The organism is Janthinobacterium kochi, assembly GCF_051380715.1.
In the GTDB taxonomy this organism is placed as follows: domain Bacteria; phylum Pseudomonadota; class Gammaproteobacteria; order Burkholderiales; family Burkholderiaceae_D; genus Janthinobacterium.
The window spans coordinates 102,381-116,281 of sequence record NZ_JBNYXO010000003.1; the positions used below are offsets into that span (position 1 = coordinate 102,381).

At 61.1% G+C, this 13,901-nt stretch carries 9 protein-coding genes and 1 pseudogene; 5 read left to right on the plus strand and 5 right to left on the minus strand.

The annotated features are described in order from the left end of the window. Positions 1-195 precede the first annotated feature (195 nt). Both egtD and egtB read left to right on the plus strand, forming a co-directional pair. Entirely contained in the window at positions 196-1,188 is a 993-nt protein-coding gene (gene egtD, locus ACQ4WL_RS08155) for an L-histidine N(alpha)-methyltransferase (RefSeq protein WP_436509248.1), read from the plus strand. 9 nt (positions 1,189-1,197) lie between these two features. Then, positions 1,198-2,445 (plus strand): ergothioneine biosynthesis protein EgtB, encoded by a 1,248-nt coding sequence (gene egtB, locus ACQ4WL_RS08160; protein ID WP_436509250.1) that lies wholly within the window; start codon positions 1,198-1,200, stop codon positions 2,443-2,445. 5 nt (positions 2,446-2,450) lie between these two features. Here egtB and ACQ4WL_RS08165 read toward each other — a convergent pair whose 3' ends face one another. Further along, positions 2,451-4,055 (minus strand): methyl-accepting chemotaxis protein, encoded by a 1,605-nt coding sequence (locus ACQ4WL_RS08165; protein ID WP_436509251.1) that lies wholly within the window; start codon positions 4,053-4,055, stop codon positions 2,451-2,453. Between the two features lie 169 nt (positions 4,056-4,224). Beyond that, on the minus strand, positions 4,225-5,931 hold the full coding sequence (leuA, locus tag ACQ4WL_RS08170; RefSeq protein ID WP_436509252.1) for a 2-isopropylmalate synthase: 1,707 nt from the start codon (positions 5,929-5,931) through the stop codon (positions 4,225-4,227). A gap of 435 nt (positions 5,932-6,366) precedes the next feature. On the opposite strand from leuA, the gene ACQ4WL_RS08175 reads away from it, so the two are divergent. Both ACQ4WL_RS08175 and ACQ4WL_RS08180 read left to right on the plus strand, forming a co-directional pair. Further along, a complete protein-coding gene (locus tag ACQ4WL_RS08175) occupies positions 6,367-6,561 on the plus strand; it encodes a type VI secretion system baseplate subunit TssF (RefSeq protein WP_436509253.1) in 195 nt (64 codons plus the stop codon). A gap of 40 nt (positions 6,562-6,601) precedes the next feature. Beyond that, positions 6,602-7,026, plus strand: a pseudogene (locus tag ACQ4WL_RS08180) (integrase core domain-containing protein); the annotation flags it as partial. On the opposite strand, the gene ACQ4WL_RS08185 reads toward ACQ4WL_RS08180, so the two are convergent. Genes ACQ4WL_RS08185 through ACQ4WL_RS08195 form a run of 3 tightly spaced genes read right to left on the minus strand, consistent with a single transcriptional unit; the run spans position 7,023 to position 12,584 of the window. After that, positions 7,023-11,027, minus strand: coding sequence for an EAL domain-containing protein (locus ACQ4WL_RS08185; protein ID WP_436509254.1), 4,005 nt, complete (start codon positions 11,025-11,027; stop codon positions 7,023-7,025). The pseudogene ACQ4WL_RS08180 and the gene ACQ4WL_RS08185 sit on opposite strands and share 4 nt — an antisense overlap. After that, complete coding sequence (locus ACQ4WL_RS08190; protein ID WP_436509255.1) at positions 11,011-11,646, minus strand: biliverdin-producing heme oxygenase; 636 nt, start codon at positions 11,644-11,646, stop codon at positions 11,011-11,013. Before ACQ4WL_RS08190 ends, ACQ4WL_RS08185 begins: the two co-directional genes overlap by 17 nt. Beyond that, entirely contained in the window at positions 11,643-12,584 is a 942-nt protein-coding gene (locus tag ACQ4WL_RS08195) for a MerR family transcriptional regulator (protein WP_436509256.1), read from the minus strand. The genes ACQ4WL_RS08190 and ACQ4WL_RS08195 overlap by 4 nt, the downstream gene beginning before the upstream one ends. A 348-nt stretch (positions 12,585-12,932) precedes the next feature. Here ACQ4WL_RS08195 and ACQ4WL_RS08200 point away from each other — a divergent pair, with 348 nt between their 5' ends. After that, on the plus strand, positions 12,933-13,844 hold the full coding sequence (locus ACQ4WL_RS08200) for a patatin-like phospholipase family protein (protein ID WP_099759670.1): 912 nt from the start codon (positions 12,933-12,935) through the stop codon (positions 13,842-13,844). The last annotated feature ends 57 nt before the right edge of the window (positions 13,845-13,901 follow it).

The following is a 13,901-nucleotide window of genomic DNA, read 5'->3' on the forward strand; positions in this document are numbered from 1 at the left end:
CTGGGCAATACCCATTTTGTGTGAGTACTGCTAGTTTGATCTTACGTTACCTGTCGCACGGCTGGCTTGTGCGGATTCCGCTATGATGGAAAAAGTCATCGGAAAAGGCGCCCGCAAACCGCTATGACAGGGGCGGCGCGCCCGGTGGCTGACCGTGCAAGCCCTTCGTGAACCTAACATTAACGACGCCAGCCCATGACCATGCCACTTGCGCAACATCAGTCAGATTTGTCTCCCGCCAGCAACGTCCAAGTGGCCAGCGCCACTCCTGCCACGATAGTCGAGATCAGCAGCGGCCTGCTGGCGCGCGAGGCCTGGACCTCGCCCAAGTACCTGTACGACGCGCTGGGCTCGAAACTTTTCGAAGCCATTTGCGCCTTGCCCGAGTATTATCCGACGCGCACCGAGGCCGCCATCTTTGCCCGTCACGGCGCCGAGATCGCGCACGCCGTGGGGCCGGGCAGCACCCTGATCGACCTGGGGGCGGGCAATTGTGCCAAGGCCGCCAGCCTGTTTCCCCTGCTGCACCCGGTCCAGTATGTGGCCGTGGATATTTCCTATGATTTCCTCAGTGAATCGCTAAGCCGGCTGCAGCAGCGCTTTCCGCACATCGAGATGACGGGCCTGGGCCTGGATTTCTCCAGCCGCCTGGACTTGCCCGACAGCGTGCGCGAGGCGCGGCGCCTGTTCTTCTATCCCGGTTCGTCGATCGGCAATTTTGCTCCTGAGCAAGCGACCGCCTTCCTGCGCCGCCTGCGCGCCAATGCGGACGGCGATGGCGGCCTGCTGATCGGTGTTGACCTGATCAAGGATGACGCCATCCTCGACGCGGCTTATGACGATGCGCTGGGCGTCACGGCCGCCTTCAACCTGAACATGCTGCGCCACGTGAACGGGCTGATCGGCGCGGACTTCGACGTGCGCGCCTGGCAGCACCATGGCTTTTTCAAGGCCGACGAGCGCCGCGTCGAAATGCATCTCGAAGCGCGCAGCGAGCAAGTTGTCCATTGGAAAGGCGGCCAGCGGCGTTTCGCGAAAGGCGAGCGCATCCATACAGAAGACAGCTACAAGTACACGCGCGCAAGCTTCGTCGGCTTGCTGGAGCAGGCGGGGTTTTCCACCGTGCAAGTCTGGACAGACCCGCAGCAGTGGTTTGCCGTTATCTATGCGCGCGTCATCAGAGACTAAAAGGCGACGATGCTGATCGATCATTACAATACAGTGCGCCAGCACTCGCTGCGCTTGGCCGAACCCTTGTCCGACGAGGATTGCGGCGCCCAATCGATGCCGGACGCCAGTCCCGTGAAATGGCATCTCGCGCATACCACCTGGTTTTTCGAAACGTTTATCCTGGAAAGCATGGAGGCGGCGTTTGCACCATTCCACCCCGCCTTTCGCGTGCTGTTCAATTCCTATTACAACGGCGTGGGCGAGAAGCATCCGCGCGCCCAGCGTGGCTTGCTGACGCGCCCCGGCATGGCGCAGGTGCGCGCCTACCGGGCCGATGTCGATGCGCGCATCGGCCGCCTGCTGGCCGGCGAACTGGCGCGTCCCGAGCGTGAACGGCTGACCATGCTGTTGGCGCTGGGCCTTGAACACGAGCAGCAGCACCAGGAATTGCTGTTGACGGACGTGAAACACTTGCTGGCGCAGAGCGCCCTGTTTCCCGCTTACCTGGATCCCGCTTGCCGGGACAGCGCGGTTGCGCCAGCGCAAGAACACGCACAGCCCACCGCCTGGCTCGCGTTTGAGGGCGGCCTGGCGCAGATCGGTCATGCGGGCGACGGTTTTTGCTTCGACAATGAATTGCCGCGCCATCCGCAATACGTGGCGCCGTTTCAGCTGGCCAGTGCTCTGGTGACGAATGGGGAATATCTGGCCTTCATCGAGGCGGGCGGCTACCGCACGGCGCAGTGGTGGCTGGCCGAAGGCTGGGACTGGGTGCGCAGCGCGCAGCTGGAATGCCCGTTGTACTGGCAGCGCGACGCGGCGGGCCGCTGGCAGGAATTCACCTTGTTCGGGCTGCGCCCGCTCGACGTGCAGGCGCCGGCCACCCACTTGTCGCTGTTCGAGGCGGATGCTTATGCACACTGGGCTGGCGCGCGTCTGCCGACGGAAGCGGAGTGGGAAGTGGCGGCGCAAGGTGTCGTGATGCAAGTCGGCCAGCTGCATCCGGCCGCCGGTGCGCCGGGAGCGGGATTGCGGCAAATGTTTGGCCACTGCTGGCAGTGGACCAGCAGCAGCTACGCGCCGTATCCAGGCTACCGCACGGCGCCCGGGGCGCTGGGCGAGTACAACGGCAAGTTCATGCTGAACCAGTATGTGCTGCGCGGCTCGTCGTGCGCCACGCCGGCCGGCCATGCGCGCGTCAGCTACCGCAATTTCTTCCCGGCCGGTGCGCGCTGGCAATTTTCCGGCATCCGCCTGGCGCGCCAGGTGGAATAAGCAACTTAGTGCAGGCGCGGGGCGTCGGGCGCATCAGGGCGGGACGGCGCCTTGGCGCTGGTGTTCGGTTCCAGCTTGAACTGGCTGACGAGGGTTTCCAGTTCGCTCGCCTGTTCATGCATGGCCGCGGCTGCTGCTGCCGCCTCCTCGACCAGTGCCGCGTTCTGCTGCGTCGTCTGATCCATCTGCATGATGGCGGCATTGATTTGCTCGATGCCTTCGCTCTGCTCGTGGTTGGCGACGCTGATTTCACCGACGATGGCGCTGACCCGGCCCACGCTGGCCACCACTTCTTCCATCGTGGTGCCCGCCTGGCTGACCAGCTGCGCGCCTTGTCCGACCCGGTTGACGGAGTCGGCAATGAGTTCCTTGATTTCCTTGGCGGCCGCTGCCGAGCGCTGCGCCAGGTTGCGCACTTCGGACGCCACCACGGCAAAGCCGCGTCCCTGTTCGCCCGCACGGGCCGCTTCCACGGCCGCGTTCAGGGCCAGGATATTTGTCTGGAAGGCGATGCCGTCGATGACGGCGATGATGTCGACGATCTTGCGCGAGGAAGCATTGATGGCGTCCATGGTGCCGATCACTTCCGCCATGGCCGTGCCGCCGCGCTGCGCGATGTTTGATGCCGAGCGGGCCAGGCTGTCGGCCTGGCGCGCATTGTCGCTGTTGCTGCGCACAGTGCCCGTCAGTTCGATCATCGACGAGGCGGTTTCTTCCAGCGCGCTGGCCTGCGCTTCCGTGCGGGCCGACAGGTCGGCATTGCCGCTGGCGATCTGGCTCGACGCCACGGCAATCGTGCCCGTGCCGCCGCGTACTTGCCCCACCAGCGTAGCCAGGTTGGTATTCATGTCGCGCAGCGCCTGCAGCAACTGCCCCGTTTCATCCTTGCCGTCGGCCACGATTTTACTGCTCAGGTCGCCTGCGGCCACGGCTTGCGCCACGCGCAGCGCATACGCGATGGGCGTGGTGATCGAGCGCGTGACCCACCAGGCAAAGAGCACGCCCAACAGCAGGGCGGCCGTACCCAGGCTGGCCATCAGCACATTCGCCGCTGAAATATTCTGCTGGATTTGCTGGCCGCCATGCACGACCACTGCGCGCTGGATTTCATTCAGACGGTTCACCGTTTTTTGCAACTGATTCAGGGCGGGCAAGGTGTCGTCGCGCACGTGCATGGCCGCTTCCGCCCGCTGTCCCCCCACCAGCAGCTTGTCGGCCTGGCTGAACGAGACCACATAGGCCTTGCGCTGCTGCTTCAGGGTGGCCAGCAGTTCCTTGCCTTCAGGCAGCACGATCAGGCGGTCGAGGATGGCCAGCGCATCGCTGATGGTGGCCTTGTTGGCGTCGATTTCGCCGTGGATGGCGTTGGCGCGGGCCGGATCTTCATGGATGAACAGTTCCAGCACCAGCGCCGCGTTCGAGCGCGTGGTGCTGCGGATGGTGGCGATGGCGTCGGCCTTGGCCCAGTCCTTTTCGATGATGGACTCGCTGAGCGCGCCGATTTTATCCAGGCGCAACAGCCCTGTGCCTACCAGTACTGCCATCAGCAGCAGCACCACGCCAAAACCGGCGCCCAGGCGCACGCCTATCTTCATATCCGTCAATTTCATACTGATTCCCTCGGTAGCTAATGATCTGTCTCCGGTGGTCTTGTTATGAAACGATTATACGGTTGGCGATACCTGATTTGCACTACTAATTGCCCAACAGAAATGAAAAAACGGCACGGCGATCAAGCCGTACCGCTTTTTCTCCCTATGAGGGATGTCCGAGTCGGGCTCAGGCGGCGCTGGCCGCCACGTCGGCCGCTGTTGTTTTTTCCGCATCCGTCTGCCCGATGCGGCGGTTCACGGCCGACAGCACGGCCTTGAACGAGGCGGTGACGATATTGCTGTCGATGGCGGCGCCGAACAGGGTCGGGCCATTGTCGAGGCGCAATTCCACGTAGCAAGCCGCTTGCGCGTTGGCGCCCGAGCCGATCGAGTGCTCATGGTAATCCATCAATTTGATGTCCAGCCCCAGCGCATTGACGAAGGCATCGATGGGGCCGTTACCGCCGCCTTGCAGGGCCAGCGGCGTCTGGCGGTGCGACAGGCTGATGTCGATCTGCACGGATTCATCGCTGCTGGTGTCTTCCACCATGCGGTGCGCGGCGTAGGCGTACGGTGCCGTCTGCTGCAGGTATTCCTTCTGGAAGATGTCGTGGATATCCTGCGCGGCGATTTCGCGGCCCGTGGCGTCGGCCACGGCTTGCACGGCGCGCGAGAATTCGATCTGCAGGCGGCGCGGCAAGACCAGGCCATATTCCTGTTCCAGCAAATATGCCATGCCGCCCTTGCCGGACTGGCTATTGACGCGGATCACGGCGTCATAGCTGCGGCCCAGGTCGGCCGGATCGATCGGCAAGTACGGCACTTCCCAGATGCTGTCCGGTTGTTGCTTGGCGAAACCCTTCTTGATGGCATCCTGGTGCGAGCCGGAGAATGCCGTGAAGACCAGGTCGCCCGCATACGGGTGGCGCGGGTGGACGGGCAACTGGTTGCACTCTTCCACGCATTTGCGCACGGTGTCGATGTCGGAGAAATCCAGGCCCGGGTGCACGCCTTGCGTGTACAAGTTCATCGCCAGGGTGACGAGATCGACGTTGCCGGTGCGCTCGCCATTGCCGAACAAGCAGCCTTCGACGCGGTCGGCGCCTGCCATCACGGCCAGCTCGGCCGACGCGACGGCCGTGCCGCGGTCGTTATGCGGGTGCACGCTGATGATGATGGAATCGCGGCGCGCCAGCTTGCGCGACATCCATTCGATCTGGTCCGCATACACGTTGGGCGTGCTGCATTCCACGGTCGACGGCAGGTTGACGATCATCTTGTTGGCGGGCGTCGGCTTCCAGATGGCGCTGACGGCGTCGCAGATATGCTTGGAGAAATCGAGTTCCGTGGTGGAAAACGATTCCGGCGTGTATTCAAAGCCCCATTGCGTTTCCGGATGCTGCGCCACCAGCTGTTTGACCAGGGTGGTGCCGGCGGTGGCGATCTGCGTGATTTCCTCGCGCGACATGCCGAACACCACCTTGCGGAATACGGGCGCCACGGAGTTGTACAGGTGGACGATGGCGCGCTTGGCGCCGACGACCGACTCCACCGTGCGGCGTATCAATTCTTCACGCGACTGCGTCAGCACGATGATGGTGACGTCGTCCGGGATGCGGCCTTCATCGACGAGCTTGCGCACGAAATCGAAATCCGTCTGCGATGCCGATGGGAAGCCCACTTCGATTTCCTTCAGGCCGATAGCGATCAGCATCTCGAAGAAGCGCAGCTTCTTTTCCGCGCTCATCGGCTCGATCAAGGACTGGTTGCCGTCGCGCAAGTCGGTGCTCATCCAGATAGGCGGTTTGCTGATGATCTGGTTCGGCCATTGACGGTCGGTCAATTTGACGGGAGGAAAAGCGCGGTATTTGGAAGCTGGGTTTTGCAACATCATGATCGGGTACTCCTGAAGATAGGGGGAAATCAATGGTTGTGGCGCAAGCTTGCCGGGCGGCCACGCAACACTAGGCCAGGCAAGCGATCGGTAGTTTTAGCAGGCAAATCAGGGCAACGGCGCCAGCGGTGGCGGTCGCGTCAGAAATTACGGGTGTAGCGGGGGATGGTGCAAACATCATCAAACCTTCCAGGGTTTTTGAAACACGCCGGCGTGTGACCAGGCGAAGCAATGCGGCAAACTTATGCGCGTGCTAGCAGTAGTCGCGATAGCGACAGCAGGGAAGGGGAGGAATGTTTGAAGGAGGACATGCACTTAATGTAAGGGAAGTGGGGCAGGGCTGTCAAGCATATTTCGGCAGGGAACGATGCCGCTGCCATGCCGCAGCTCGATTTATTGTTCCTGCGCAACTTACTTTTCTATCATTATTGAATAATGCAGTTTCCGTCTCGCCCGTCCTGCTTTGGAGCCGCCGGCAAGGAATCGTTGCTGAAGTACTATGAACTGGAACTGGATATGCAACGTACGCATCAGCAGGAGTTCGCTGCGCGCTATTCCGGCGTCGCCGGTGCACTGCGTCTGACTGGCAACAGGGTAATCCCCCCGCCAAATGATCGCGTTCAAAAGTAGAATTTTCCAAACTCAGATTTTTGAAAGTTCTGCATGAAGACGTCCCATCCGCTTGTTCAACGTGGTCGACGACTACAACCGTGAGGGACTCGGCATCGAGGTCGATTTCTCCTTGCCATCCGAATGCGTCATCCGCTTCCTCGACAGGATCATCGAATGGCGTGGCAACCCCAGGTCATTCGCTGCGATAACGGCCCCGAGTACATCAGCGCCGTGACGCTGGCCTGGGCCGCCAAACGCGGCATTCGCATCGACGTCATCCAGCCTGGCCAGCCGCAGCAGAATGCTTATGTCGAGCGCTATAACCGCACGGTGCGCTACGACTGGCTGGCCCATCATCTGTTTGAAACACTCGATGAGATCCAGGATTTTTCAACCCGCTGGTTGTGGACTTGCAATCACGACCGGCCCAACATGGCACTTGGCGGCATCACACCAAAACAGAAGCTTGCCCTGGTCGCTTAACCTCTACTTTTAGCGCAATCTAAAAATGGGGGGGGGGGGATTACCCTTGCACTGACCCAAGTATCGATTTGAGCGGGCGTCATCGGCCGCGCAAAGTAGAAGCCCTGTATATTGCTCACCCCCTCGGCACGCAGGAATTCCATTTGCTCAACCGTTTCCACCCCTTCTGCCACAACCTCCACTTTGAAAATGTTACCAAGCGCAAGAATGGTGCGCACGATGGCAACATCGTTCTCGTTGGCTGGGATACCGTCGATGAACGACTTGTCGATTTTGAAGCAGGTGATGGGGAAGGTCTTCAGATGCGACAGCGAGGAGTAGCCGGTGCCAAAATCATCGATCGAAAGCCAGACGCCGAGCGCACGCAAGCCGTGCATGATGTGGCCGGCCAGCTCATCGGATTTGAGCGCGCCCTCAGTGATCTCGATTTCCAGTTGCTGTGGCGATATCTCGCTTGTTTCGATGACATAGGCTATGCGTTTGATAAATGATTCCTTGATCTGACACGGTGCCACATTGACGGCCACGCGGGGAATCGGCACGTTTTGTTCGCTCCACAACCGCATTTGGCGACAGGCAGCGGTCAGTACCCAGTTGCCCAGTTCCTCCAGCAAGCCCAGCTCCTCCATCAGAGGCAGGAAGGTCGACGGCGGCTGCACGCCGCGCACAGGATGACGCCAACGCACCAGCGCCTCGACGCCGTGTATGGTGCTGTCGCGCGGGTCGATTTGCGGTTGGTACACCAGAAAGAACTGCTCAAGCATCAGCGCATGACGCAACTCGCTGGTGAGCACCAGCTTGGCATCGAAACCATCCGACATCGCCTCGGCGTAAAACTCGAAACAGTTGCGCTTTTCCTTGGCACGGTACATGGCCGTGTCGGCCGCCTTGATCAGATCGGCCCCATCAAGCCCGTCACCGGGGAACAGGCTGACACCTATGCTGGCCGTCGGAATCAGCTCGTGTCCCGCCAGGTAAATCGGCTGAGCTAATTGTTTCAGCATGCGACCCAGCATCTCGCCGATGGCGTTACGGTCGATCACGTCCTCCATCGCCAGCACGAACTCATCGCCGCCCCAGCGCGCCAGCATATCGACCTTGCGGGTCGCCGAGAGCAGGCGTTCGGTCACCATCGTCAGGTAATTGTCACCAATTGCATGCCCAAGCGTGTCATTGATGATCTTGAAACGGTCGAGGTCGATGAACACCACAGCGACGCCGGTCCCGGTACGCTTGCTGCGTTCGAGCATGCGCGCCAGACTGTCGGTGAAGCTCATACGATTGGGTAAACCGGTCAGGGTATCGTGGTTGGCCAGATGCTGCAGCCTTTCCTCCGCCTGCTTGACCTTGGAGATGTCGGAAAACACCGCCACATAACTCTGCACTTCGCCGCCGACGTCGCCGATTGCCGAAATGCTCCCCCACTGAGGATATATCTCGCCGTTCTTGCGGTGATTCCATATCTCGCCAGCCCAGCGCCGCTTCTCCTTGAGCTGGCACCAGAGTTCTTCGTAGAAATGGTGGGTATGGACACCCGATTTGAGGATGGCTGGCGTCTTGCCGATTGCCTCGACGGCGCTGAAGCCGGTGATTTCGGTGAATGCCCGGTTGACCGAAGTGATACGTCTATTACGGTCGGTCACCATCACCGCCTCGATGGCTTGGTCGAGAATGACTTCGGTGGCGACACTGTGCGTCGGCAAAGCCGGGGCCTCCGAAACACTGAGTACAATCACGCAGCCGGCCAGGCCGTGCCCCTCCAGCAGCGGAGTGCAGACATATTCGACCCAGACATCTGTCCTGCCGGCAGTCTCGCTCAGACATTGCCGCCCCTGCCGTATCGCACCGTCGCGCACGGTGGCCAGGAAGGGGCAGCCACTGCTACAGCTGCCCTCGCCCTCACTGGTCGCGCAAAAAATGTCGCAACAATGCATCCCGAGCAGATCGTGCTCTTCACGTGCCAGTATTCTGGTCGCCTGCTCGTTGGCGTAAGCAATGTAGCCGCGTCCGTCCAGGCTCACAAGGCCTTCTCCGGCCGCCTCCAGAATCAGCGCCTGGCGCCGGTGCACCTCCTCAATCGCCAGTTGGTAGATGTGGCGCTGCGTCACGTCACGCGCGTTCAGGACGATTTCGTTACGTTCTAGACCGCCATGCATGTGGCGCAAGGTCGCTTCAATCCACAGCGGCCGCCCGTCAGGGCGCGTACCGCGCAGCACCTTGGTGACGGCGTCGCCCGCGCCTGGTATGGCGGCCAGCATCAGCGCCACACCGTTAGCACCGGGGTCGAGTACCTCGGCCAGCGCGTGCCCAACGATCTGTTCGCTATCCAGACCCAACAACTCACGGCACGCTGGCGAGGCGAAACGGAAGCAACCGTCCGGGCCTAGCCGTGCAATCATGTCAGTCGAGTTGTCGGCCAGCAGCCGATAGCTCTCCTCGCTGGTCTTCAGCGCCTTTTGTGCCAACACCTCAATCATCGCGTGCGACAGCGCGCCGGCCGCGTCGATTTCGACCTGCGACCAGGCTAGCGACTTGTCGTGGTACGTTTCGACCCAGGTGTCAAAGGAGCGCCGCGGCGAAATATGCACGCCATCAGCACCGTACTCGACCTCCTTGTTGGGTGCGCCCGCCCAATGCAGCGTGCGTAAGATGCCAGGACGGAACCACATCACGTAATTGTCGCCGCCGGGGCCCAGCGGTGCGACCATCACGCCGCCACCCGATTCGGCCACCGCCGTGCCGTCGGCACCGATCAACTGGCGCAGGTCGTCGGTATGGAATACCGGTGCCAGTGGGCGCTCTTGCAAGGCCGTGAACAGGCGCAACACTACCTCCGATGGCGGCGTATCGCCCAGCACATGACGCATGCCGTCCATCACGATGATGGCGCCGGCTGCGCGAACCAGACCAAGCAACTGGTTCTTGAGCAGATGAATCACGTGATCCAGATCGTCAGAGCAGCGTATCAAGGTCGTAAGTTCATGCAGCAGATTGCGGATGCGCGCACTGAGCGCATCGCGCTCGTCCTTGTCGAGACTGTTCAGCTTGAGGGAAACCGAGCGGCCGATGAACTCGTCAAGCCCGCGCTCGCGCAGACCGACGTATTTGGGCGTAAAGTGGTGGCAAGCGATCAGTCCCCACAAACGGCCGTTCTGGACCAGTGAAATACTCAGGCTGGCGCGGACGCCCATGTTACGCAAATATTGCACGTGCATGGGCGACAGGTTGCGCAGCCAGGAGTGGCTGAGATCGATCGGAGCAGCGTAGGCCGGACGCAGTAACGGAACCGGTGAGGCATCGACGTCAGCGATGAGGCGTACTAGATTGGTGGTGTATAGCGCGCGCGCCTGGGCCGGGATGTCAGAGGCGGGAAAGCGGTTGCCCAGGTATGAGGCGGCGTTCTCGATCTTGCTCTCGGCGATCACTTCGCCATCCCAGTTGGTGTCGAAACGATACATCATGACACGATCAAAGCCGCTCAAAGTGCGTACTTGGCTAACCGTTTCCCTCGCGTACTGCTCGAGGTCGGTTTCCTGGTCCAGTCTGCATAAGGCGTCGCGCAACGGGATGAAGAGCTCGTGGAAAACGTCGCCGGACGGCGCCTGCCATTGCTCGACCTCGATCACGAACGAGCCCTCGGAGCGGAATACCTGCGCATCGTAATGCAGCAGCTGCCCGGCCCGCTTCAGAACCAGCGACCACAGCTTCGGCTCGACCAGGTCCGGCTGGCGGCGCAACTCCTCCAGCCACGCCAGCTGTTCGGCACCGATCAGATCCAAAAGGGACTTGCCGATCGCCTCGGCAGCATCGAGTGGAAATATGGTATCGAGATTGGCGCTGGCCGCATGGATCAGCAATTGTTCGACGTCAACGGCGAGCAAGACGCCGACTGGCTGGATGCTGCCGATCAGGTGTATCGGTTCGCGCGCGCAGTTGGCCAGTGCCTCGCTGACAGTGCGCTGGTGTTCGGCGACGGCGATTGCATCAGACTGCATAGTCATTGAGCACCCCTTCCATGGCGGCAAACGTGGCGCGCGCAGAGAGCGCCGCGCAGGCACGCTCATCGGCGCTGCCGCAGGCCGACTCCATGAACGCCTCGAACTGGCTCCAGTGCGCCTCTGTGCGGATGCCGTAGCCGTTGAAAAACCGTGCGCCGGAATCGATGGCCAGTCCCAGATTGGCTTCGATGTGACGCGTAATCACCTGCCCGCCGAGAGTGGCTCCTTCAATCGTATAGAGTACACCGACCAGTTGCGCTGCGTTCAGAATCGGGACCGCGCCCAGTGGCTGTGGCGGCCGCCAGGCCGGATCATCCGCATCGATGCCGAGCACGCGCAAGTCCGCGGCTAACAATGGCGTTTTGCAGCGCGCAGCATAATCGAATGTGAGCGCCGCGTCGTCCATAAAGTCCGTAATCGCCGTTTCCAGTGAACGATAGAGGTGGAAATAGGCGACCAGCACTCTGGCATAAGTCGTCAGGGTGTACGCAGGCCGGACGATGCCTGCAAGCAGAGGATGATGGTTCAGGCTGACATGCGCGCCATGCGTCGCCTGCCGCAAAATCTGCCGACACGAGAGCCTGGCGGCGTTGGCCACCACTGAATTTTCTAAGTTGTTCATATCTGACGATCAAGTGAGTTATCGCGCCAGCCAGCGGGGGGCGACGCAATTAATTCCGACATGGCAGCCGACGGCACATCCAGATCGGAAAACAGGCGAACCCCAGCCGGGGCCCGTTTAATGTGGGAGGTACCGGCACCGCCTGCCCAGATCAGTATTGATCCGGGCAGGCGTGCCCGCAGTTCCATCAAGAAAGGCCGAACACGCCGCTCTGGATAGGCCGCGCTGAAAGAAAAACAAACGATGTCAGCCCGGTAGGCGCGCGCGGCCATGTCAGCCTCGTTGATGGATACCTGTGGCCCGATGTCAATGCAATAGGCGCCACGCTCTCTCAGCACGGCCCTGATCATGAGCAAGCCCAGCACATGCAGTTCTTCAGGTGGCGTCCCAAATAGTATTCTCGGTGCGTCCGGCGCAGGCTTGTGTGCGTTGCCGCTGGCCGCCAGGATACGCGCCACGATCGCGCTGCAGGCGTGCTCCTGATAAGTCTCCAGTTCTCCTCTAGCCCAGGCGCTACCTATGGCCTGCATGAGCGGCACCGCCATCTCCATAGCGAAGCTGGCCGGTCCGCGCTGCGCGAAATCGCGCTGGAGCAGTTCGTCCAGCGCGTCGAGCTGATGGCCACGCAACAGTTCGATGGCGCCGCCGATCAGCGGATCTGGCTGACACTCTGCAGCCAGATCGGCTATGGCGCGCTCCAAGCGCGTGAGTTCAACAATAGACTTGCCCACCACCTGAACTGGCCTGAAACCGGTGTCCAGCAGCCTCTTGATCAAGCTAAGCTGCCGGATTTGCTCACGCGGGTAAGCAAGACCGCCGTCCTCCCGCTTGATGGGGGTGGGAAAGCCGTAGCGCGCGCGCCATTTGCGCAGCAGGTCCTTGCCGAGGCCGGTTTCCCTTTCGAGGTCTACCGCTTTAACATAATCGAAGTTATTCATACGTAATATATAATACAACAAAACAACAGTGTCCGAGACACTTTGTCACGGACATATGCCATTTTAATTGCGATTGCCGTCCCAGCCGCGCTGACTCAACGGCATTGACGCTTGGCCTGCGTGGCAGCAGATAGATCGTACGATCCTTGGCTGGACTTTATCCATGCAGACTGCGTAACAGACGGTCTCTGTCAGGCGCTCGATAAAGTCCAGCCTGGCAGCAGGGCAGGTGCGCACGAACCTTGTCACCATAAACATTTAAGACTGCCTTCAGTGCCAGCGGCCCCGCTTGCGCTACAATCGGCTCTCCTTTGTTGCCACTGCCGCGCGCGGTTCTCTTCTGCCACTATGTTCCCTAAACGCCTGACCCTGCTTGCCCTGGCCGCCTTTGCGCTGGCCGGCTGCGATACCACCGCCCCGAAACCGATACAAGTATTGACGCCACCGGAACCCATCGTCGTTACGCCGCGCAAGATCAAGATCGGCCTGGCGCTGGGTGGTGGCGCGGCGCGCGGCTTCGCGCATATCGGCGTGATCAAGGCGCTCGAATCGCAGGGCATCCACGCCGACATCGTCACCGGCACCAGCGCCGGCAGCGTGGTGGGCGCGATGTATGCGGCGGGCAACTCCGGCTTCGCCCTGCAAAAGATGGCCTTCGACATGGACGAGGCGGCCATTTCGGACTGGGCCTTGCCCCTGTTCGGCAAGTCGTCCGGCGTGCTCAAGGGCGAGGCGCTGCAAAGCTATGTCAACAAGGCTGTCGGCGGCGTGCCGCTGGAAAAGCTGAAGATTCCGTTTGGCGTGGTGGCGACCGATTTGAAAAATGGCCAGCCGATCCTGTTCCAGCGCGGCAACACCGGCATGGCCGTGCGCGCCTCGTCGGCCGTGCCGGGCGTGTTCCAGCCTGTAACCATTGCCGGCCACACCTATGTCGATGGCGGCCTCGTCGCTCCCGTGCCCGTGCGCTTTGCGCGCGACATGGGCGCCGATTTCATCATCGCCGTGAATATCTCGTCGCAAACGGATACGCAAAAGGCCATCAGTTCGATGGAAGTGCTGATGCAGACCTTCGCCATCATGGGCCAGCGCATCAACCAGTTCGAGCTGAAGGATGCGGACGTGGTGATCCAGCCCAGCCTGGGCACCATGAAGGGCAACGATTTCAACAGCCGCAACCAGGCGATCCTGGCGGGCGAGCAGGCGACCTTTGCCGTCATGGCGCAGCTCAAGCAAAAGCTGAAAGCCAAGCGCGAGCAGTAAGCGATCAGTAAGCGATCGCGCCGCTGCGCATTTCGTATACAATTTTGACTCAACATA

Coding starts and splice junctions, on each gene's coding strand:
- ACQ4WL_RS08200 (WP_099759670.1), top strand. CDS start 12,933: ATGTTCCCTAAACGCCTGACCCTGCTTGCCCTGGCCGCCTTTGCGCTG.
- ACQ4WL_RS08190 (WP_436509255.1), bottom strand. CDS start 11,646: ATGAACAACTTAGAAAATTCAGTGGTGGCCAACGCCGCCAGGCTCTCG.
- ACQ4WL_RS08195 (WP_436509256.1), bottom strand. CDS start 12,584: ATGAATAACTTCGATTATGTTAAAGCGGTAGACCTCGAAAGGGAAACC.
- leuA (WP_436509252.1), bottom strand. CDS start 5,931: ATGATGTTGCAAAACCCAGCTTCCAAATACCGCGCTTTTCCTCCCGTC.
- egtD (WP_436509248.1), top strand. CDS start 196: ATGACCATGCCACTTGCGCAACATCAGTCAGATTTGTCTCCCGCCAGC.
- ACQ4WL_RS08165 (WP_436509251.1), bottom strand. CDS start 4,055: ATGAAATTGACGGATATGAAGATAGGCGTGCGCCTGGGCGCCGGTTTT.
- ACQ4WL_RS08185 (WP_436509254.1), bottom strand. CDS start 11,027: ATGACTATGCAGTCTGATGCAATCGCCGTCGCCGAACACCAGCGCACT.
- ACQ4WL_RS08175 (WP_436509253.1), top strand. CDS start 6,367: ATGCAGTTTCCGTCTCGCCCGTCCTGCTTTGGAGCCGCCGGCAAGGAA.
- egtB (WP_436509250.1), top strand. CDS start 1,198: ATGCTGATCGATCATTACAATACAGTGCGCCAGCACTCGCTGCGCTTG.